The organism is Actinomadura gamaensis (genome assembly GCF_042652125.1).
GTDB classification, from domain to species: domain Bacteria; phylum Actinomycetota; class Actinomycetes; order Streptosporangiales; family Streptosporangiaceae; genus Spirillospora; species Spirillospora gamaensis.
Map to the genome: position 1 here is coordinate 574253 of NZ_JBHSIT010000006.1, position 18918 is coordinate 593170.

Here is an 18918-nt window from a genome sequence, read left to right on the forward strand (position 1 = left end):
CGCTCCGGTGACCGATCCCGGCAGTGCCCCCGCCGCCGCACCCACCTGCGGCGGCGGGGGTCCACCGCACCCGGCCACCGGCTCCGTTCCCCGTGCCCGACGGAAGCGAGAACCATGATCGAGCGACTCCTCGGGGCGGCCGCCCTGGCGACGGTGGCGATGCTGCCCGCCGTGGCCCCCGCGACCCCCGCGCGGGCCGACCAGGTCTCGCTGACCCTGAACTACCACTGCAACTACCCGCTCATCGGATCCCAGTCGGTGAAGGTGGACGTCACGGCCGACATCCCCAAGACGATCAAGGTCGGCGAGCCGACCCCGCGGTTCACGATCTCCTCGGTCTCGACCGTGAACGCGGCCGCGACGCGCGGCCTCCGCGCGGTCTACGCGGGCAAGCTCGAGGGCACCGCCACCGCGTACGCGAGCGTCGTCGCGCCCGGCTACCCGAACGGGTTGAAGGTCCGCGCGTTCCTGCCGCTGGCGGGCACGCCGATCCCCGACTCGGGCGAGTTCGCCGTCAAGGCGGACGGCTCGACGCCCTCGCTCACCTTCGACGAGCCCGGCCACGCGAAGATCCTGGTCGGCGACCTGCTGCTGACGCTCGATCCGAAACTCGCGGACGGCACCGAGACCGGCCTGCTGACGTTCGAGTCCGAGTGCACGCAGGATCCGGGCCAGAACAACGTCCTCGCCGAGCCGGAGATCGTGTCCGCGGACTCGGGCAAGGGCTTCGCGCTGAAGGGCGCCACGACGCTCAAGGCCACCGGCGCGGTCGCGCCGCTCGCCGGCTCGTTCAAGCCGTCCTTCCAGGACACCGGGGCGTTCACCGGCGACCTCGCGCTCGACGCCGCCACCGCGGCCGTCACCCTGCTCGGGTTCGTCCCGGCGACCGCCGACCTCGCCTTCCGGCCGGCCGGGCCCGCCTCCGGGACGCTCGCGGCCGACGGGAAGCTCACCGGCGCCCTCAAGACCGGCGTGGCCGTGCCGTCCGTGAAGGTGTTCGGTCTCGAGCTCGGCGGCGGCGCGGACTGCCACGCGAGCGTGCCCGCCGACGTCGCGCTCTCCTCCCCGAACTTCAGCCGGACGGACGGCGGCGCTCTCACCGGCGCCTACGACCTCCCCGCCCTCACCGGGTGCGGCGCGCTGACACCCCTCCTCAGTCCGCTCGTCACGGGACCCGGCAACACGCTCACCCTCACCGCCACGCCGGTGACCTCGCCGACCGTGACCGTCTCGCCCCTGACCGGGAGGACGAAGTGACCCGCCCGCACGACGACCCGCTCCGCGCCGGGACGCTCCGGACGATCGTCGCGTCCGCGCTGGCCGTCCTCGCCGCGCTGGCCCTGGTCGCCTTCGCCCCCGGCGCGCTCGCCGACGCCGCCGAGCGGATTTCGCTCGCGCAGGCGCGCGCGCGGGGCGCGCTCGCACAGCCCGCCGGCACCGACCCCGGTCCGCCCGGGGACGCGTTCTACACGCCGCCGAGCCCGCTGCCCGCCGGGCAGCCCGGCGACGTCGTCCGGGCCCGTCCGGCGAAGGCGGGGCCGCCGACCGCGCGCTCGCTCGCCGACGCCTGGCAGGTCATGTACCTGTCGAAGAACGCGCAGGACCAGCCGATCGCCGAGACCGGCACGATCCTGGTCCCGAAGGGCGCGGACACGGCGTCGATGCCGATCGTCGCGATGGCGCCCGGCACGTCCGGCCCGGCGTTCCGGTGCGCGCCGTCCAAGATGATCGACGGCGGCATCTTCTACGAGCAGGCGATGCTGAACGAGCTGCTCAAGAAGAAGTGGGCCGTCGCCGTCCCGGACTACGAGGGCTACCACCAGAACCCGACGACGACCTACATCACCGGCCATTCCGAGGGGCACGCCGTCCTGGACGCCGTCCGGGCCGCGCAGCGCCTGCCCGAGGCGAAGCTGAGCAAGGACGCCAAGGTCCTCGTCCACGGCTACTCGCAGGGCGGCGGCGCGGCGATGTGGGCCGGGGAGCTCCAGCCGACCTACGCGCCTGAACTGAACCTCCAGGGCATCAGCGCCGGGGGAGTGCCCGGCGACATCGTCTCGGTCGCGCTCGCCCTGGACGGCTCGAAGGCGTTCGGCTTCCTCTTCTACGCACTGATCGGCCTGCACAACGCCTACCCGGACGTCAAGTTCGACAGCGTGCTGAACGACGCCGGGAAGCAGGCCCGCCAGCAGCTCGAAGGCGACTCGTGCACGCTGGAGCTGCTCCTGGACCACCAGGGCAAGTCCGTGGACGACTACTTCACCAACAGTCCGCTCGGCGACTCGGCCTGGCTCACGCACGCCAAGGAGAACCGGCTCGGCTCGACGGCGATCAAGGTGCCGGTCTACCAGTACCACTCGACGACCGACGAGATCGTGGCGTACCCGCAGGCGTCCCGGCTGCGCGACAAGTACTGCGCGCTCGGCGTGAAGCTCACCTGGAAGACCTGGGACGGCCTGTCCCACATCACCCTCGTCGGCCGCGGCAACGCCGACGCGCTCGCCTTCCTCTCCGACCGCCTGAACGGCGTCCCCGCGACTTCGAACTGTCCCGTCACCCCACCTCCCACCACCCCACCTCCCACCACCCCACCAGGAGCGTCCTCATGACACGCCGACTCCTCGCCTCCGCCGTCCTCGCCGCGGTGCTCGCCGCGTCCGCCGCGGGATGCGGCGGCGGTGGCGACAAGGATTCCAAGGCGACGGCCTGGGCGGCCAAGGTCTGCGACACCGTCGGGCAGAACAAGCTGCCGATGCCGAACTTCGGCAACGGCAAGAACGCCAGGTCGGTCAAGACCGGCTACCTGTCCTTCCTCGACGGCCTGAACCTGCGGCTCCAGCGCGTCGAGCTGGCGCTGAGGGGCGCCGGCCGGCCGCCGGTCGACAACGGCGGCAAGACCTACGACCTGGCGCTGAGCAACCTGCGCTCCGCGCAGACGGCCGTCACCGGCGTCCGCACCGATGTCGGGAAGGCCCCGGCCACCAACGTCGCGGTCTTCCAGAAGGCGGTCGCGAAGGCGAGCCCGGCGATGTCGCGCTTCACCACCTACCAGGGGCCGGTGAAGGACCTGCGCACCAACGCCGAGCTCAACTCCGCCTTCGACGCCGCGCCGAGCTGCAAGGCGAACAAGCTTTGATCGCCCGGGCCGTGGCGTTCCCGCTGAACGCCATGCGGACGATCGGGCAGGTGTTCCAGCTCGGCGCGACGGTCATCGGGCTGCTGTTCCGGACGCGGTTCCAGTTCGGCGAGTTCGTCGAGCAGTTCTGGTTCATCGCGAGCGTGACGATCCTGCCCGCGTCGCTCGTGTCGGTGCCGTTCGGCGCGGTCACCTCGCTCCAGGTCGGGTCGCTGATCCAGCAGCTCGGCGCGGAGTCGTTCACCGGCGCGGCGAGCGTGCTGGTGATCATCCAGCAGGCGAGCCCGATGGTGGTGGCGCTGCTGGTGTCCGGGGTGGCCGGGTCGGCGATGTGCGCGGACATGGGGTCGCGGACGATCCGCGAGGAGATCGACGCCATGAAGGTGCTCGGCGTCTCGCCGGTCGAGCGGCTCGTCGTGCCGCGCGTGGTCGCCTGCATGGCGGTCGCGTTCCTGCTGAACGGCCTCGTCTCGGTCGTCGGCGTCGCCGCGGGCTACTTCTTCAACGTGTTCCTGCAGGACGGCACGCCCGGCGCGTACATGGCGAGCTTCTCCGCCCTGGCGCAGCTCCCGGACCTGTACGTGGGCGAGTTCAAGGCGCTGATCTTCGGCTTCATCGCCGGGGTCGTGGCGTCCTACCTCGGCCTGAACCCCGGCAAGGGGCCCAAAGGCGTCGGGGACGCGGTGAACCAGTCGGTGGTCTTCGCGTTCCTGGTGCTGTTCGTCGTGAACATGGTCGTCACCGCCGTCTACCTCCAGATCATCCCGCCGAAGGGAGGGTGAATGGCGCTCCTCCCGAGCTCCTTCCGCCGCACGCTGGCGAGCCCCGGCCGCGTGTTCGCCTGGCTCGACCAGCCCGGGGACCAGCTCGTCTTCTACCTGAAGGCGCTGCTGTGGACGCCCCGCGCGATCCGCCGCTACCTCAAGGAGGTGCAGCGGCTGCTCGCCGAGGTGGCGTTCGGCAGCGGCGGCCTCGGCGTGGTCGGCGGCACCCTCGGCGTCATGATCGCGATGACGCTGGCCACCGGCGTGGTCGTCGGCATGCAGGGCTACTCGGCCCTCCAGCAGATCGGGTCGGCCGCGTTCACCGGCTTCGCCTCCGCCTACGCCAACACCCGCGAGATCGCGCCGCTGGTCTCGGGCCTGGCGCTGAGCGCCACGGTCGGCGCGGGCTTCACCGCGCAGCTCGGCGCGATGCGGATCAACGAGGAGGTGGACGCGCTGGAGGTGATGGGCATCCCCAGCCTGCCCTACCTCGTCACGACCCGGATCGTCGCGGGGACGGTGGCGATCATCCCGCTGTACGGGATCGGGCTGGTGTCGTCGTACGTGTCGGCGCGGCTGGTGACGGTGCTGTTCAACGGGCAGTCGGCCGGCACCTACGACCACTACTTCGGGTTGTTCCTGTCACCGATCGACGTGCTCCTGTCGTTCCTGAAGGTCTTCGTGTTCAGCGTCATGGTGATCCTCTCGCACTGCTACTACGGGTTCCGCGCGCGCGGCGGCCCGGCCGGGGTGGGGCAGGCGGTCGGCAAGGCCGTCCGGACGTCGATCCTGCTCATCGGCCTGACCGACTTCTTCATGAGCCTGGCCGTCTGGGGGACGACGACCACGGTGAAGGTGGCGGGATGATCCGCCGGAGCGGGCGGCGGCGGAGGCCCGGTGAGAACGCCGAGACGGTGCGGCGGCGGCTGGCGGGAGTGGTGTTCCTGCTCGTCCCGGCGCTGCTGGTCGGGCTGTCGGTCGCCGTCTACGACAAGGAGTTCACGACGGTCGCGACCGTCACGCTGCGCACCTCCAGCACCGGCAACGGGCTGCACCCGTACGCGGACGTGAAGCTGCGCGGCGTGCCGATCGGCGAGGTCCGCAAGATCACCGCGACGGGGTCGGGCGCGACGCTGACGCTGGCGATCCAGCCGGACAAGCTGCACCTGGTGCCCGCGGACGTCAGCGCGCAGATGATGCCGACGACGCTGTTCGGGCAGCGGTACGTGGCGCTGATCCCGCCCGCGTCGCCCGGCCCCCGCCGGCTGCGCGCGGGGGACGTGATCAGCCAGGACCGCTCGTCCAACGCGATCGAGCTCCAGCAGGTCATGGACCGGCTGCTGCCGCTGCTCACCGCGGTCAAGCCCGCCGAGCTGTCGGTGACGCTGAGCGCGATCTCGCAGGCCCTGGACGGCCGCGGCACGCAGCTCGGGCGGACGATGGTCCAGCTCGACGGCTACCTGAAGAAGGTGAACCCGACGGTGCCGACGCTGAGCAGGGACATCACCGAGCTCGCGCAGGTCACGCAGAACTACACCGAGGCCGTCCCGGACATCCTCCAGGCGCTGGACGACGCGACCTACACCAGCCGGACGCTCGTCGACCAGCAGGCCGGGCTGAGCACGGTGTACTCCTCGGTGACGTCGGCGTCGCAGGACATGTACGACTTCCTGAAGGAGAACTCGGCGAACATCATCCGGCTGAGCGTGGACGGCAAGCCGAGCCTCCAGCTGCTCGCGAGGTACTCGCCGGAGATGCCCTGCACGCTGCGGATGCTGAACGAGTTCATCCCGATGATGGACCGCGCGCTCGGCAAGGGCACCAAGGAGCCCGGCCTCCACGTGGACGTCACGACCCTCCGCTCCAAGGGCTGGTACAAGCCGGGCAGGGACGCGCCGCGCTTCACCGCCAAGGACGGCCCGAACTGCTACCCGGTCCCGTACTCCGGGAGCACGGCGCGGACCGCGTCGGTGCGCCGCGGCGGGCTCGGCCTGCCGAACTCCCCGGAGGAGAACGAGCTGGTCAACGAGCTCGTCGCGCCGGGCCTGGACGAGGTGCCGGGCAACCTGCCGGACTGGAGCAGCCTGCTGCTCGGCCCGCTCTACCGCGGACGGCAGGTGACGGTGCGATGAGGAACCGCAAGCTGATCAAGCCGCTCGTCAAGTCGCTGCTGTTCGTCGCGTTCACCGGCCTGGCGACCGTGATCCTCGCGGTCAGCATCGCGCAAACGCAGGTCGGCGCGACCGACTCCTACAAGGCCCGGTTCAGCGACGCGTCCGGGCTGCGGGCGGGCGACAGCGTCCGGATCGCGGGCGTCCAGGTCGGGCGGGTGAACAAGGTGACGGTCACCGACCACCGCGTGGCGCTGGTCAAGTTCTCGATCGACCACGGGCGCGGCGTCCCGCTCACCGCGACCGCGACGATCAAGTACCTGAACCTGGTCGGCCAGCGGTACGTCGAGCTGGACCGGGGGACGGGCGGCGCCGGCGAGCTGAAGCCCGGCTCGACGATCCCGCTCGACCGCACCAAGCCCGCGCTCGACCTGACGCAGCTGTTCAACGGGTTCAAGCCGCTGATGCAGGCGCTGTCGCCGGGCGACGTGAACAAGCTCGCCGACTCGCTCGTCCAGGTGTTCCAGGGCGAGGGGCCGACGATGGACACGCTGCTCACCACGGTCGGGTCGCTGACCAGGACGATCGCGAACCGGGACCAGGTGATCGGCGAGGTCGTGACGAACCTCGACGCCGTCCTGTCCGATCTGAACGGACGCTCCGGGCGCCTCGTCGAGCTCGTCACCACGCTGCGGCGGCTCGTGTCGGGGCTGGCGTCCGACCGGCAGGCGATCGGGGACGCGGTCAGCGCCCTGGACGACCTGACCAACAGCACCGCGGGCCTGCTCGGCGAGGGCCGGCGGCCGCTGCGCGACGACATCGACCGGCTCGGGGCCCTGTCGAAGAACCTGGCCGACAACTCCGGCACCGTCGAGAGGTTCATCCGGATGCTGCCCACCAAGACCGCGACCCTGGCGCGCCTCGGCTCGTACGGGTCCTGGCTGAACCTGTACATGTGCCAGGCGACGCTGTCCGGGGTCTCGTACGCGCAGTACCCCGACGCGCACCGGCCGCCGCCGACCGGGATCCCGCTGACCGAGGCGAGGTGCCGCGGATGAGCCGCCGCAAGCCGCTGTTCAAGCCCGTCCGGGACCGGAACCCGATCCTGGTGTTCGGGGTCGGGATGGCGCTGTTCGCGCTCATCGGCGTGGCCGCGTTCCAGGCCCAGAACCTGCCGGTCATCGGCGGCGGGACGACCTACTCGGCCGACTTCAGCGAGGCCGCGGGGCTCCGTCCCGACAACGAGGTGCGGGTCGCCGGGGTGAAGGTCGGCACGGTCACCGGTGTGAAGCTGCACCGGGGCAAGGTGCGCGTCGCGTTCCGCGTCCGGCACACCTGGGTCGGGGACGCCAGCACCGCCGCGATCGCGATCAAGACGGTGCTGGGGGACAAGTACCTGGCGCTCGACCCGCTGGGGAACCGCCCGCAGAAGCCGTCCACGCCGATCGGCTCGGACCGGACGATGGCCCCCTACGACGTGACCGAGGCGTTCGACGACCTCAGCGGCTCGCTCCAGCAGCTCGACTCGGCGAAGCTGGCGCAGAGCCTGCAGAGCCTTTCGGGGACGTTCCAGAACACGCCGCCCGCGATCCGGACGGCGCTGACCGGCGTCACCGGCCTGTCGAAGACGATCTCGTCGCGGGACGCGCAGCTCCGCGAGCTGCTCCAGTCGGCGAACACGTTCTCCGGCACGATGGCCGGGCAGACGTCGCAGATCCAGACGCTCCTGCGGGACGGCAACCTGCTGCTCGGCGAGCTCAGCCGCCGCCGCGACGCCGTCCACGGCCTGCTCGTCGGGACGCAGAAGCTGTCCGAGCAGCTCTCCGGCCTGGTCGACGACAACCAGGCGCGGCTCGCGCCGGCGCTCCGGTCGCTGGAGAAGGTGACCGGTCTCTTGGAGCGCAACAAGGCCGACCTCGACCGGGCGCTCGCGCTCGCCGGCCCCTACACGCGGCTGCTCGGCAACGCGCTCGGGAACGGCCGCTGGATGGACGGCTACCTGTGCGGGGTCGTCCCGAAGAACTACCTGCCGCCCGGAACGCCGCCGGCGAAGGGCTGCATGCCGCCCAAGCAAGGAGGCAGCTGATGGCCGGGAAGCGCACGCAGCGCGTGCTGTTCGCGGGGGCGTCGGCGCTGGTCGCCGTCGCGCTCGCCGCCGGGCTGTCGGTGGTGCCGCTCGGCACGCCCGGCTACGACGTCACCGCCTACTTCCCGCAGGCGGTCGGCGTCTACTCCGGCTCCGACGTGCGGGTCCTCGGCGTGAAGGTCGGGACGATCCGGTCGGTGAAGCCGGAACCGTCCCGGGTGAAGGTCGTCCTGCGGGTGGACCGGGACGTGGACGTCCCGGCGGACGCGGGCGCGGTGATCATCGCGCCGAGCGTCGTCGCGGACCGGTACGTCCAGCTCGCGCCCGCCTACACCGGCGGGACGAAGATGCGTTCCGGCGCCGTGATCTCCCAGGACCGCACGCGCGTGCCGATCGAGATCGACACCCTGTACGCGACGGTCGGGAAGCTCGCCAACGACCTCGGCCCGAACGGGCTGAACCGGAACGGCGTGCTCGGCCAGGCGCTGCACACCGGCGCGGCGAACCTCGCCGGGAACGGCCAGGCGATGGGCACGACCGTCCAGGAGCTCGGCAAGGCCGCCCGCACGCTGAACGGCACGCAGAGCGACCTGTTCTCGACCGTGGACCACCTGCAGAAGTTCACCGGCATGCTCCGCGCCAACGACGACCAGGTGCGGCAGGCCGAGCAGAGCCTGTCGGACGTGACCGGCTACCTCGCCGCCGACCGCGACACGCTCGCGTCGGCGCTGCGGCAGCTCGCCGACGCGCTCACCAAGGTCAGGACGTTCATCAAGGACAACCGCGACCTGGTGCGCAGCAACGTGGACAAGCTCGCGACGATCACGCAGCTCCTCGTGGACCAGCGCAGGTCCCTGGGCGAGGCGCTGGACGCGCAGGCGCTCAACGTCGGCAACGTCCTCAACGCCTACGACCCGACCACGAAGACGCTGATGGGACGCGGCGACCTCAACGAGCTCAGCGCGCCGCCCGTGCCGCTGGCGCCGACGGACGGGGGCGGCCGATGATCCGCCGCGTGATGGCCGGGATCCTCGCCGCCGGGACGCTGTCGGGCTGCGCGTCCGGCGGCGTGACGAGCCTGCCGCTGCCCGGCGGGGCGGACGTCGGCTCGCACCCCTTCACGATCAAGGCGCGGTTCGCGAACGTGCTCAACCTCGTCCCGCAGTCGGCGGTCAAGGTCAACGAGGTCGCGGTCGGCCGCGTCACCAAGGTGTCGCTGCCGAGGAACGGCTGGACGGCCGAGGTGACGCTGCTGGTCAACGGCGACGTGAACCTGCCCGCCAACAGCTACGCCCAGCTCAAGCAGTCGAGCCTGCTGGGGGAGAAGTACATCGCGCTGACCGCGCCACCGCAGGGCACCGCCGCCGGACGCCTCGGCGACGGCGCGGTCATCCCCGAGGACCGGACGAACCGGAACCCGGAGGTCGAGGAGGTCTTCGGCGCGCTGTCGCTGCTGCTCAACGGCGGCGGCCTCAACCAGCTCCACACGATCACGACCGAGCTGAACAAGGCGCTCAACGGCAACGAGCCGCGCGTCCGGGACCTGCTCGGGCAGGTCGCCACGCTCAGCTCCACCCTGAACGCCAACCGGAACGGCATCACCGACGCGCTGGACGGCCTCAACCGCCTCTCGGCGACCGTCAACGGACGCCGGGACCAGCTGAACCGGGCGATCGACGACCTCACGCCCGGCCTGAAGGTGCTGGAGAAGCAGCGCGGCGCGCTGGTGGACATGCTGCGCGCGCTCGACCGGCTGTCCGGGGTCGCGGTGAACACCGTCGAGCGCAGCCGCGCCGACCTCGTCGCCGACCTGAAGGCGCTGGAGCCGACGCTGCGCCGCCTCGCCCAGTCCGGCGACGACCTGCCGAACGCGCTCCAGGTGCTGCTCACCTATCCCTTCACCGACTCGGTGATGCCCGCGGTCAAGGGCGACTACCTCAACACCTACCTGTCGGTGACGGCCGTGCCGGGCACCACCGTCGTGCCGCCCGTCGGGGGGAAGTCATGATCACATTCGCCACCCGGGCCAAGGTGCTCGCGTTCTGCGTGATCGCGCTGGTCACGCTGGCGTTCGTCGGCGTGAAGTACGCGGCGCTCGGCGCCTACGTCGGCTACCGCGACTACTACGTGGTGAACGTCGAGCTGGCCCAGGCGGGCGGCCTGCTCCGGTACGCCGACGTCACCTACCGGGGCGTCTCGGTCGGACGCGTCGGGCCGATCCGCCTCACCGACGACGGCGTGGTCGCCGAGCTGCGCATCAAGAAGAGCGCCCCGCGCATCCCGGCCGACTCGACCGCCACCGTCGCGAACCGGTCGGCGGTCGGCGAGCAGTACCTCGACCTGCGCCCGTCCCGCGGCGGCGGCCCCTACCTCGCGGACGGCGCGCACATCGCGCGGGCCGAGACGAGCACGCCCGCGCCGGTCACCGACGTGCTGAAGAGCCTGAACGACTTCGCCGGATCCGTCCCGCTGGACGACCTGCGCACGGTCGTCGAGCAGCTCGGCGTCGCGTTCAACGGGCAGAGCCAGAACCTCCAGGCCCTGCTCGACCAGGGCGGCGCGTTCACCCGCGCCGCCGACGAGCACGTCCAGCCGACCAAGGACCTCATCACCGACAGCGAGACCGTCCTCAGCACCCAGAACCAGGAGGCGGACGCGCTGAAGTCGTTCGGCCGCAGCGCCCGCCTGCTCGCCCGGCAGCTCCGCGACTCCGACGGCGACTTCCGCCGCGTCGTGGCCGCGGCGCCCGGCGCGAGCGAGCAGTTCGCGGGCCTGGTCCGCGACCTCGACCCGCAGCTCAGCGTGGTGATCGCCAACCTGCTCACCACGTCCGACCTGCTCGTCACCCGCGTGGACGGCCTGGAGGAACTGCTCGTCAAGGCGCCGCGCGCGGTCGCCGCGGGCAACACCGTCCTGCGGAACGGGCGGCTCCGGTTCGGCATGGTCACCACCTTCTTCCAGCCGCTGCCCTGCACCCGCGGCTACGAGGGCACCCGCTACCGCAACGGCCTGGACACCTCGGCCGGGCCGCCGCTCAACACCGCCGCGCGCTGCGCGCTGCCCGCCTCGTCCGGCGTGGACGTGCGCGGACCCGCGAACGGCCCGTCCGGCGGCGTCCCCACCCCCGCCCGGCCCGGCTCGGTGCTGAGCGGCGCGGTGGACGCCTCGCTGCCCGGCGCGCTCGGCCTGCCCGGCCTGCCGTCCGGCGCGCCGACCGGGATGGCCGGGCTCCTCGGCATCCAGGGAGGGAACTGATGCGCCCGACCGCCCAAGTGCTACGCCCGGCCGCGCGGGTGCTGCTCGCGCTCGCCGTCGTGTTCCTCGGCTGGGCCGGCTGGTCGCTGTGGCAGGCCTACCGGTCCCCGCTCGGCGACCTCGGCAAGGACCGCGACACCGTGCTCCGCGTCGGGTCCGCGCAGGTCGCCGCGCTGAACAGCATGGACTGGACGCGTCCCGACGACGGCCTGAAGCGCTGGCAGGACGCCTCGACCGGCCCGCTCCGCGACCAGCTCCAGCGCGAGGCCGCCGCGGACAGGCAGAAGATCGTCCAGGGCCGGACGGCCGCCGCCGCGAGCGTGGACGCCGCCGCCGTCACCTCGCTGGACGACCGGTCCGGCGTCGCCCGGCTCGTCGCCGCCGTCCGGATCACGCTCACGCCGTCCGGCGGCGGCGCGCCGACCGTCCAGCGCAAGCGCTACGAGGCGGGCCTCGCCCGGACCCCGGCCGGCTGGCGGCTCCAGTCGCTCACCGTGATCCCGGTCAGCGCCCGCTAGGAAGGACCCCCGTGACCTCCATCGTCGAGATCGACGAAGAGAACGACGAAGCCGCCGAGGACCCCGCGCCGCGCCGCCGCCGTCCGTACCGGACGCTCGCGGTCGCGCTCGTGCTCGTCCTCGCAGGCTGCGGCCTGCTCGCGGCGCGCGGCAGCGTGGGCGGCGGCCACGCCTCGGCCAACCGCGCGCTGCTCGACACCGACGCGACGACCAAGGCGATCGGCGACGTCAGCGACGCCCTGACCAGGGTGTTCACCTACGGCCCCGACGACACCGCCACCGCCGAGCGCGCCGCCGCCGAGACCCTGACCGGACGCGCCGCCGCCGACTACCGGCGCCTGTTCTCGGTGGTGAAGCAGCAGGCGCCGGAGCAGCGGCTCGCGCTGCGGACCCGCGTCGTCCGGGCCGGGCTGGCCGGCCTCACCGGCCGCACCGCGCACCTGGTCGTCTTCCTCGACCAGACCGCCACCCGCGCCGGGCAGCCGGCCGGCACCCCCGCCCCCGCGCAGCTCGCGGTCACCGCCGAACTGCGCGACGGGCAGTGGCGCATCAGCGCCCTCACGTCCCTCTGACCCTCCGGAGCCCGCCATGCCCGCCGAGACCACCTCCGAGACCCCGCCGGACGAGAGAACCGACCCGGAAACGAAGCCCGAGCCGAAGCCCGGAACCACGTCCGAGCCGAAGCCCGAAAAAGAGAAGACCGAGGCGGAGACGGCCTCCGCGTCCACCGGGCGGGACGTGCTGCGCCCGGTGTCCCTGGCCCTGTGCGCGGTCGCCGCGGTCGCCTTCGCCTGGACGTCCTGGACCTGGTACGACGCCGCCCACGACGACGCCCGGCACTACGCCGAACTGCGCGACCGCGTCCTGAACACGGCCGAGCAGGAGATCCAGAACCTGAACACCCTCGACTACCGGCAGGTGGACCGGTCGCTCAAGGCGTGGCAGGACTCGGCGACCTCCGACCTCTACCAGGACATCTCGCAGGGCCGCTCCCAGTTCGCGCAGCAGGTCCAGAAGGCGCAGACGGTGACGTCCGGAAAGGTCCTCGAAGGCGCGGTCACCGAGCTGGACGAGCACGCGGGCCGCGCCCGCGTCATCGTCGCCATCCAGATCACCGTGACGCCGCCCAAGGGCGACCCGGTGGTCAAGCGCAGCCGCCTCATCGGCGAGCTCACCCGCACGCCCGGCGGCTGGAAGATCAGCGCGCTCGGCCAGGCCCCCGTCGGAAGCTGAGGTCGCGATGCGCATCCCCCGACTCCCCGCCCTGCTCGCCGCCGCGACGATCGCCCTCGGCGCGGGCGCCGCCTGGGCGCACGCCGAGACCGGCTCGCTCCGCGGCACGCCCGCCGCCCGCAACGCCGCGCTCGCCGACGGCGCCCGGACCGCCGAGGTCAAGGGCCAGATCACCGAGGCCGCGAACACGCTGTTCTCCTACAACGCCGCCGCCCCGGCCAAGACCGACCAGGCCGCCAAGTCCCTCCTGGTCGGTCAGGCCGTCAAGCAGTACGACGCGATGCTCGCCGCCGTCCGCCGCGACGCCCCCGCCCAGAAGCTCGTCCTGACCACGACCGTCACGGACGCCGCCGTCCGCACTCTCCAGAACGATCGCGCCCGCCTGCTGCTCTTCCTCGACCAGCGCAGCGCCAGCGGCGCCACCGGCAAGTCCACCGACGTGGGCGCCATGCTCGCCGTGGACGCCGTCCGCCGCAACGGCCACTGGCAGATCGCCGCCCTCGACCCCCTCGGCGGCTCCTGACCCCCGCCCACGCTTTCCAGTCTCAGGCCCGGCCGGGTGCCGGGCCTGAGTCATGTCCGCGGCATGCCCGGGTGTCCGTGTTGCCGGTGTGACTCGTGGTGCGCACGGGTTGCGCGGTGCTGCATCTATGACCGGTAAAGCGTGCAACATTTTGCAATCAGGTCTTGCTCTGCTGATCGGTTCCGTCCTACCGTGCACGCACGCGAACCCCCCGAAAGGTGCACCTCATGCGCAAGACCAAGGCGTCGGCAGGGCTGCTCTCCCTGACCCTCGCCGGCGGCCTCGCCCTCGCGGCGTGCGGCGGATCCGGCGACGGCGGCGGCAAGGGCGGCGAGTTCACCTACTGGTCGATGTGGCGGCAGGAGGAACCGCAGGCCAAGGTGATCAAGGCCGCGATCGACCGGTACGAGAAGGACTCCGGCGCCAAGGTCAAGGTGGTCTGGCAGGGCCGGGACATCCGCAAGAAGATCGGGCCCGCGATCGCCGCCAACCAGGCCCCCGACCTCTGGGACAACGGCGCGGACGTGATCTTCTCCAACACGGTGAAGAACGGCCAGGCCGCCGACCTGTCCTCGGTGTACGACGCGCAGGTGCCGGGCGAGGGCAGGAAAGTCTCGGACGTCATCACCGCCAAGTACACCGCCACGCTGCCCGCCGGGCCGGACGGCGGCAAGAAGTGGATCGTCCCCTACGAGCTGGTCTCGGCGAACCTGTTCTACGACGCCGCCGACCCGGCGCTGGCCGACGCGTCCAAGGTCGCCACGCTGGACGACCTGACCAGGCTCTGCGACGCGCTCAAGGCCAAGGGCAAGGCGTGCTTCACCACCGAGGGGGACGACGGCTGGTCCAGCTCGCTGTGGCTGGACTACCTGCTCGCTCGGGAAGGCGGCAGCCTCGGCAAGATCTCTGCCGACAAGTCCGGCGCGGGCTGGGACTCCCCGGCGGTGCTCGCCGCCGCGCGCAACGTGGAGAAGCTCGTCAAGGCCGGTTACTTCCTCAAGGGGTACGACGCGTCCAAGCTGCCGGCGCAGGAGACCAACTGGGCGCAGGGCAAGGCCGCGTTCTTCCTGAACGGGTCGTGGGTGGACGGCGAGACCGCCACCCAGCGCTCGCCGAAGTTCACGTTCGCCGCGATCAACTTCCCGGCCGCCAGGCCCGGCGGGCCCGCCGAGGCGAACGCGATCATGTTCGGGTTCTCGGTGCCCAAGCGCGCCAAGCACGCGGACGCGGCGAAGAAGTTCATCGCCGACTTCGTGAAGAAGGACAACCTGTCCGGCATCGCCACCGAGGCCAAGAACATCACCCCGCGCGACGACATCCCGGCCCCGGCGGAGCTGGCCGACGTCCAGAAGATCCTGCAGAAGAACCCGTCCCGGGCCATGCAGGACAACATGGACGGCGACTACGGCGACAAGGTGCTCTACCCGGCGTGGCTCGACCTGCTGCACGGCAAGTCCTCGCCCGAGCAGTTCGTCGCGGCCGTGAAGAAGGCCCACGAGACCTACGTGAAGGCCACCGGCTGATGCCTCGGTCAATGGCTGTGACCGTGCCCGCCCCCGCCCGGACCCGTGGGTCCCGGGCGGGGGCGTCCCGCCGTTCCGGCGCCGGACGCGACCCGCTGGAGCGGCAGGAGCGCCGCCTCTTCTGGCCGTTCGCCGCGCCCGCGCTGCTGTTCTACGCCGCGCTGTTCCTCGTCCCGATCGCCTACACGGTCTACATCAGCCTGTACCGGTGGGACGGGATGGGGGAGAAGACCTGGAAGGGCTTCGGCAACTACCGGACCCTCGTCGACGACCCGACGTTCCACATCTCGCTGGAGAACACGCTGACGATCCTGGTCGTCGGCGGGCTGGTGACGTTCGGGATCGCGTTCGCGCTGACGCTGGCCCTGCGCGAGATGTGGGGGCGCATGTTCGCCCGCTCCACGCTGTTCTTCCCGTGCCTGGTGAACGCGATGGTGTTCGGCGCGTCCGCCGGGTTCATCTTCCACCCGTCCGGGCCGGTGAACACCGCGCTGCGCTGGGCCGGCGTGGACGACCCGCCGAAGTGGCTGTCCACCGACAACTCGTTCAGCATGATCACCGCGATCGTGATCTGGTCGGCGACCGGCTACTACACCACGATCATCATGGCCGCCGTGGACCAGATCCCGCCCTACCTCTACGAGGCCGCCGAGCTGGAGGGCGCGGGCGCCTGGCGCAAGTTCTGGCACATCACGCTGCCCCTCTCCTGGGACGTGGTGTCGGTCTGCGCCGTCCTCTGGACGGTCTCCTCGGTGAAGATCTTCGAGATCGTGCTGCTGTTCGGCACCGCCAACACCAACCCGTCGGTCAAGTCGTGGACGACGGCGATGTACGTGTACCAGTCGGCGTTCCCGCAGAGCGCGGTGCCGAAGCTGGGCCTCGCCGCCGCCGCGGCGATCGTCAGCCTGCTCATGGTGGCCGTGTTCACCGCCGTGCTGCGGCGGCTGATGCGCCGCGACCCGATCCAGTTCTAGGAGCCCCCCGTGCAGAGTCTCCCGCGGCGCGTCGCGCCGCTGAGGATCGTCGGCCGCGGCCTGGTCTGGCTGCTGGTCGCGATCACGCTGTTGCTGCTCGCGTGGGTGTTCCTCACCGCCCTGCGCGACACCAGGGACATCTTCGAGCACCCGTTCGGCCTGCCGACCTCGCCGCGCTGGCACAACTTCGCCAAGGCGTGGAACGAGGGCGGCTTCTCCAAGGCCGCGCTGTCGAGCGTGTACGTCGCGACCGTGGCGTCCGTGCTGGCGATCGTGCTGTCCGCGCCGTGCGCGTACGCGCTGGTGCGCCGCCGCAACCGGGCGTCCAACGCGCTGACGATGGTGTTCGCGATGGGACTCGGCGTGCCGGGGCAGGTGCTCGTGGTGCCGCTGTTCGTCGGCCTGTCCAAGGCGCAGCTCACCAACAGCTACACCGGCCTGATCCTGGTCTACACGGCGCTCGCGCTGCCGTTCACCGTCTTCCTGCTCACCGGGTTCTTCGCCAGCGTGCCGCGCGTGCTGGAGGAGGCCGCCGCGATCGACGGCGCGTCCGGTGTGCGGACGTTCGTCCAGGTCGTCCTGCCCGTCGTGCGCGGCGGGCTGATCACCGCGTTCCTGCTCCAGTTCATCGCCAACTGGAACGAGACGCTGTTCGCGGTCGTGCTGATGCAGGGCGACAAGGGCACGCTGCCCGTCGCGCTGATCGGGTTCGTCCAGTCGCAGCAGTTCAGCGGCATGGACTGGGGCGCGCTGTTCGCCGGCATGACCATCATCCTCGCCCCGCTGGTCGCCCTGTTCTCCTGGCTCGGCACCCGCATCATCCAGGGCATGACCGTCGGAATCGGGAAGTGATGGCGAGTCGGGAAGCGATGGCGAGTCGGGAAGTGATGGAGCTCCGCCTGGAGACCGTGCGCGTCCCCGCGGCCCTTCCGGGCGCGGGGACGCTCCCCATGGTGCACCGGCCCGCGCCCGTGTCGGCGCCGCCCACCGAGATCGCCGAGGCGGACCCGGAGATGGCCGCGCAGCTGGTGTACGGCAAGCCGCCGACGCTGCTGCCCTACACCCGGCAGGACGGCTACGACCGGCGGCGGACGCTCCGGGAGATCCCGTCGGTGGTCCTGGAGAACGACGTGCTGACCGCGACGTTCCTGCCCGGCCTCGGCGGACGGCTCTGGTCGCTCGTCCACCGGCCGTCCGGGCGGGAGCTGCTGCACCGCAACCCGATCCTGCAGCCCGCGAACCTGGCGCTGCGCGACGCGTGGTTCGCCGGGGGAGTGGAGTGGAACCTCGGCACGACCGGGCACTGGCCGCTGACCTGCGAGCCGCTGCACGCCGTCCGGATGACCGCGCAGGACGGCACGCCCGTGCTGCGCATGTACGAGTACGAGCGCCAGCGCCGCCTCACGCTGGTCATCGACGCGTGGCTCCCTGGACGTTCGCCCGTCCTGTACGTGCGGGTGCGGATCCGGAACGCGTGCGAGGAGGAGACGCCGGTCTACTGGTGGTCGAACATCGCCGTCCCCGAGGCCCCGGACGTGCGCGTCCTCGCGCCCGCCGACGACGCGTTCTACTTCGGCTACGAAGGTTCGCTGCGCCGCGTCGGATTCCCGCTCCTGGACGGCGTGGACCGCAGTTACACGACGCGCGTGAAGGGTTCGGCCGACTACTTCTTCGACATCCCCGACGGACGCCGTCCCTGGATCGCCGCGCTGGACGGCGAGGGACGCGGGCTCGTCCAGGCGTCCACGGCCCGGCTGCGCGGGCGCAAGCTGTTCCACTGGGGGACGGGCGCGGGCGGTGATCGCTGGCAGGAGTGGCTGAGCGGCCCGGACGCGCGCTACCTGGAGATCCAGGCCGGGCTCGCCCGCACGCAGCTCGAACACCTGCCGATGCCCGGCCGGACGACCTGGCAGTGGACGGAGGCGTACGGCCTGCTGGAAGCCGACCCCGAGCGCGTCCACGGGACGTGGGAGCAGGCGCGCACGGCCGCCGCCGAGGCGCTCGAACGCCTCGTCACGCTCGACGATCTGGAACGGGCGTCGCAGGCCGCGGTGGGGCATCCGGAGCGGGCGCTCGCGCACGGTTCGGGATGGCTCGCGCTGGAGGTCGCCGCGCGTGCCGAGCTGCCCGATCCGGGACTGCCGCCCGGCGAGGTCGGCGACGAGCAGCGGCCCTGGCTGGAGCTGCTCAGCAGTGGAACGCTCCCGGCGAGCGAACCGCCGGCCGCCGCGATCGTCGGCCAGGCGTGGCGCGGGCTGCTGGAGGGGCACGCCGAGGACTGGCACGCGCTCTACCACCTGGGACTCGTCCGCCTCGCCGACGACGAACCGGACGCGGCGCGATCCGCCTGGAAGCGCTCGCTGGAACTGCGCCGGACGCCATGGGTGCTGCGGGCGCTCGGCCAGGTGGACGGCGACGCCGACCTGCTGGTCGAGGCGTACGCGCTGCTTCCCGAGTCGCGCCCGTTCGCCGTGGAAGCGCTGACGATGCTGCTCGGCACCGATCGTCCCGGCGACGCGCTCGCCCTGATCGACGGCCTCGGCGAGCCGCTCCGCGCGCTCGGCCGCGTCCGGCTGCTGGAAGCTCGTGCCGCGGTCGCGACCGGGGATCTGCCTCGTGCGCGCGCGATCCTGGACGCCGGCCTGGAGGTGGACAACCTCAAGGAGGGCGAGGTCTCACTAGACGCCCTCTGGGAGGCGGTCTACCCGGATCGTCCCGTCCCCAGTGATTACGACTTCCGCATGTTCTCCGCGTAGAGGAACGTTAAAAGGCGGCGGCCCTTTCGGACCGCCGCC

Annotated in this window: 19 protein-coding genes; all 19 read left to right on the plus strand. The window is 71.8% G+C overall.

Features of this window, described 5'->3' with window-relative positions; all coding sequences use genetic code 11:
- Positions 1 to 114: 114 nt before the first annotated feature.
- The gene (locus ACFPCY_RS23085) at positions 115 to 1257 is read left to right on the plus strand and encodes a DUF6801 domain-containing protein (RefSeq protein ID WP_378258342.1); all 1143 of its coding nucleotides are present in this window, start codon (positions 115 to 117) and stop codon (positions 1255 to 1257) included.
- Positions 1254 to 2609, plus strand: coding sequence for a lipase family protein (locus ACFPCY_RS23090; RefSeq protein ID WP_378258344.1), 1356 nt, complete (start codon positions 1254 to 1256; stop codon positions 2607 to 2609). The genes ACFPCY_RS23085 and ACFPCY_RS23090 overlap by 4 nt, the downstream gene beginning before the upstream one ends.
- Entirely contained in the window at positions 2606 to 3136 is a 531-nt protein-coding gene (locus tag ACFPCY_RS23095) for a hypothetical protein (protein WP_378258346.1), read from the plus strand. Before ACFPCY_RS23090 ends, ACFPCY_RS23095 begins: the two co-directional genes overlap by 4 nt.
- Positions 3133 to 3918, plus strand: a complete 786-nt coding sequence (locus tag ACFPCY_RS23100) for an MlaE family ABC transporter permease (protein WP_465251232.1) — start codon at positions 3133 to 3135, stop codon at positions 3916 to 3918. Before ACFPCY_RS23095 ends, ACFPCY_RS23100 begins: the two co-directional genes overlap by 4 nt.
- Positions 3919 to 4767 (plus strand): MlaE family ABC transporter permease, encoded by an 849-nt coding sequence (locus tag ACFPCY_RS23105; RefSeq protein ID WP_465251233.1) that lies wholly within the window; start codon positions 3919 to 3921, stop codon positions 4765 to 4767.
- A complete protein-coding gene (locus ACFPCY_RS23110; protein WP_378258348.1) occupies positions 4764 to 6032 on the plus strand; it encodes an MCE family protein in 1269 nt (422 codons plus the stop codon). Before ACFPCY_RS23105 ends, ACFPCY_RS23110 begins: the two co-directional genes overlap by 4 nt.
- Entirely contained in the window at positions 6029 to 7069 is a 1041-nt protein-coding gene (locus ACFPCY_RS23115) for an MCE family protein (RefSeq protein WP_378258350.1), read from the plus strand. The genes ACFPCY_RS23110 and ACFPCY_RS23115 overlap by 4 nt, the downstream gene beginning before the upstream one ends.
- Positions 7066 to 8097, plus strand: coding sequence for an MCE family protein (locus tag ACFPCY_RS23120; protein WP_378258352.1), 1032 nt, complete (start codon positions 7066 to 7068; stop codon positions 8095 to 8097). Before ACFPCY_RS23115 ends, ACFPCY_RS23120 begins: the two co-directional genes overlap by 4 nt.
- Positions 8097 to 9104, plus strand: a complete 1008-nt coding sequence (locus tag ACFPCY_RS23125) for an MCE family protein (RefSeq protein WP_378258355.1) — start codon at positions 8097 to 8099, stop codon at positions 9102 to 9104. Before ACFPCY_RS23120 ends, ACFPCY_RS23125 begins: the two co-directional genes overlap by 1 nt.
- Positions 9101 to 10105 (plus strand): MCE family protein, encoded by a 1005-nt coding sequence (locus ACFPCY_RS23130; protein WP_378258357.1) that lies wholly within the window; start codon positions 9101 to 9103, stop codon positions 10103 to 10105. Before ACFPCY_RS23125 ends, ACFPCY_RS23130 begins: the two co-directional genes overlap by 4 nt.
- Positions 10102 to 11352: an MCE family protein gene (locus tag ACFPCY_RS23135; RefSeq protein WP_378258359.1), complete on the plus strand. Its 1251-nt coding sequence runs from the start codon at positions 10102 to 10104 to the stop codon at positions 11350 to 11352. Before ACFPCY_RS23130 ends, ACFPCY_RS23135 begins: the two co-directional genes overlap by 4 nt.
- Positions 11352 to 11870 carry a hypothetical protein gene (locus tag ACFPCY_RS23140; RefSeq protein ID WP_378258361.1) on the plus strand — a complete coding sequence of 173 codons (519 nt, stop codon included), beginning with the start codon at positions 11352 to 11354 and terminating at the stop codon, positions 11868 to 11870. Before ACFPCY_RS23135 ends, ACFPCY_RS23140 begins: the two co-directional genes overlap by 1 nt.
- A gap of 11 nt (positions 11871 to 11881) precedes the next feature.
- A complete protein-coding gene (locus ACFPCY_RS23145; RefSeq protein WP_378258363.1) occupies positions 11882 to 12442 on the plus strand; it encodes a hypothetical protein in 561 nt (186 codons plus the stop codon).
- A 16-nt stretch (positions 12443 to 12458) separates the two neighbouring features.
- Complete coding sequence (locus ACFPCY_RS23150) at positions 12459 to 13103, plus strand: hypothetical protein (protein WP_378258365.1); 645 nt, start codon at positions 12459 to 12461, stop codon at positions 13101 to 13103.
- A gap of 7 nt (positions 13104 to 13110) precedes the next feature.
- Positions 13111 to 13626: a hypothetical protein gene (locus ACFPCY_RS23155; RefSeq protein ID WP_378258367.1), complete on the plus strand. Its 516-nt coding sequence runs from the start codon at positions 13111 to 13113 to the stop codon at positions 13624 to 13626.
- A gap of 227 nt (positions 13627 to 13853) precedes the next feature.
- A complete protein-coding gene (locus tag ACFPCY_RS23160; RefSeq protein ID WP_378258369.1) occupies positions 13854 to 15149 on the plus strand; it encodes an ABC transporter substrate-binding protein in 1296 nt (431 codons plus the stop codon).
- A gap of 11 nt (positions 15150 to 15160) precedes the next feature.
- A complete protein-coding gene (locus ACFPCY_RS23165) occupies positions 15161 to 16123 on the plus strand; it encodes a carbohydrate ABC transporter permease (RefSeq protein WP_378258371.1) in 963 nt (320 codons plus the stop codon).
- Positions 16124 to 16132: 9 nt separating this feature from the next.
- The gene (locus ACFPCY_RS23170) at positions 16133 to 16975 is read left to right on the plus strand and encodes a carbohydrate ABC transporter permease (protein ID WP_378258373.1); all 843 of its coding nucleotides are present in this window, start codon (positions 16133 to 16135) and stop codon (positions 16973 to 16975) included.
- Positions 16976 to 16992: 17 nt separating this feature from the next.
- Positions 16993 to 18879 carry a DUF5107 domain-containing protein gene (locus ACFPCY_RS23175; protein WP_378258375.1) on the plus strand — a complete coding sequence of 629 codons (1887 nt, stop codon included), beginning with the start codon at positions 16993 to 16995 and terminating at the stop codon, positions 18877 to 18879.
- Positions 18880 to 18918: the final 39 nt, after the last annotated feature.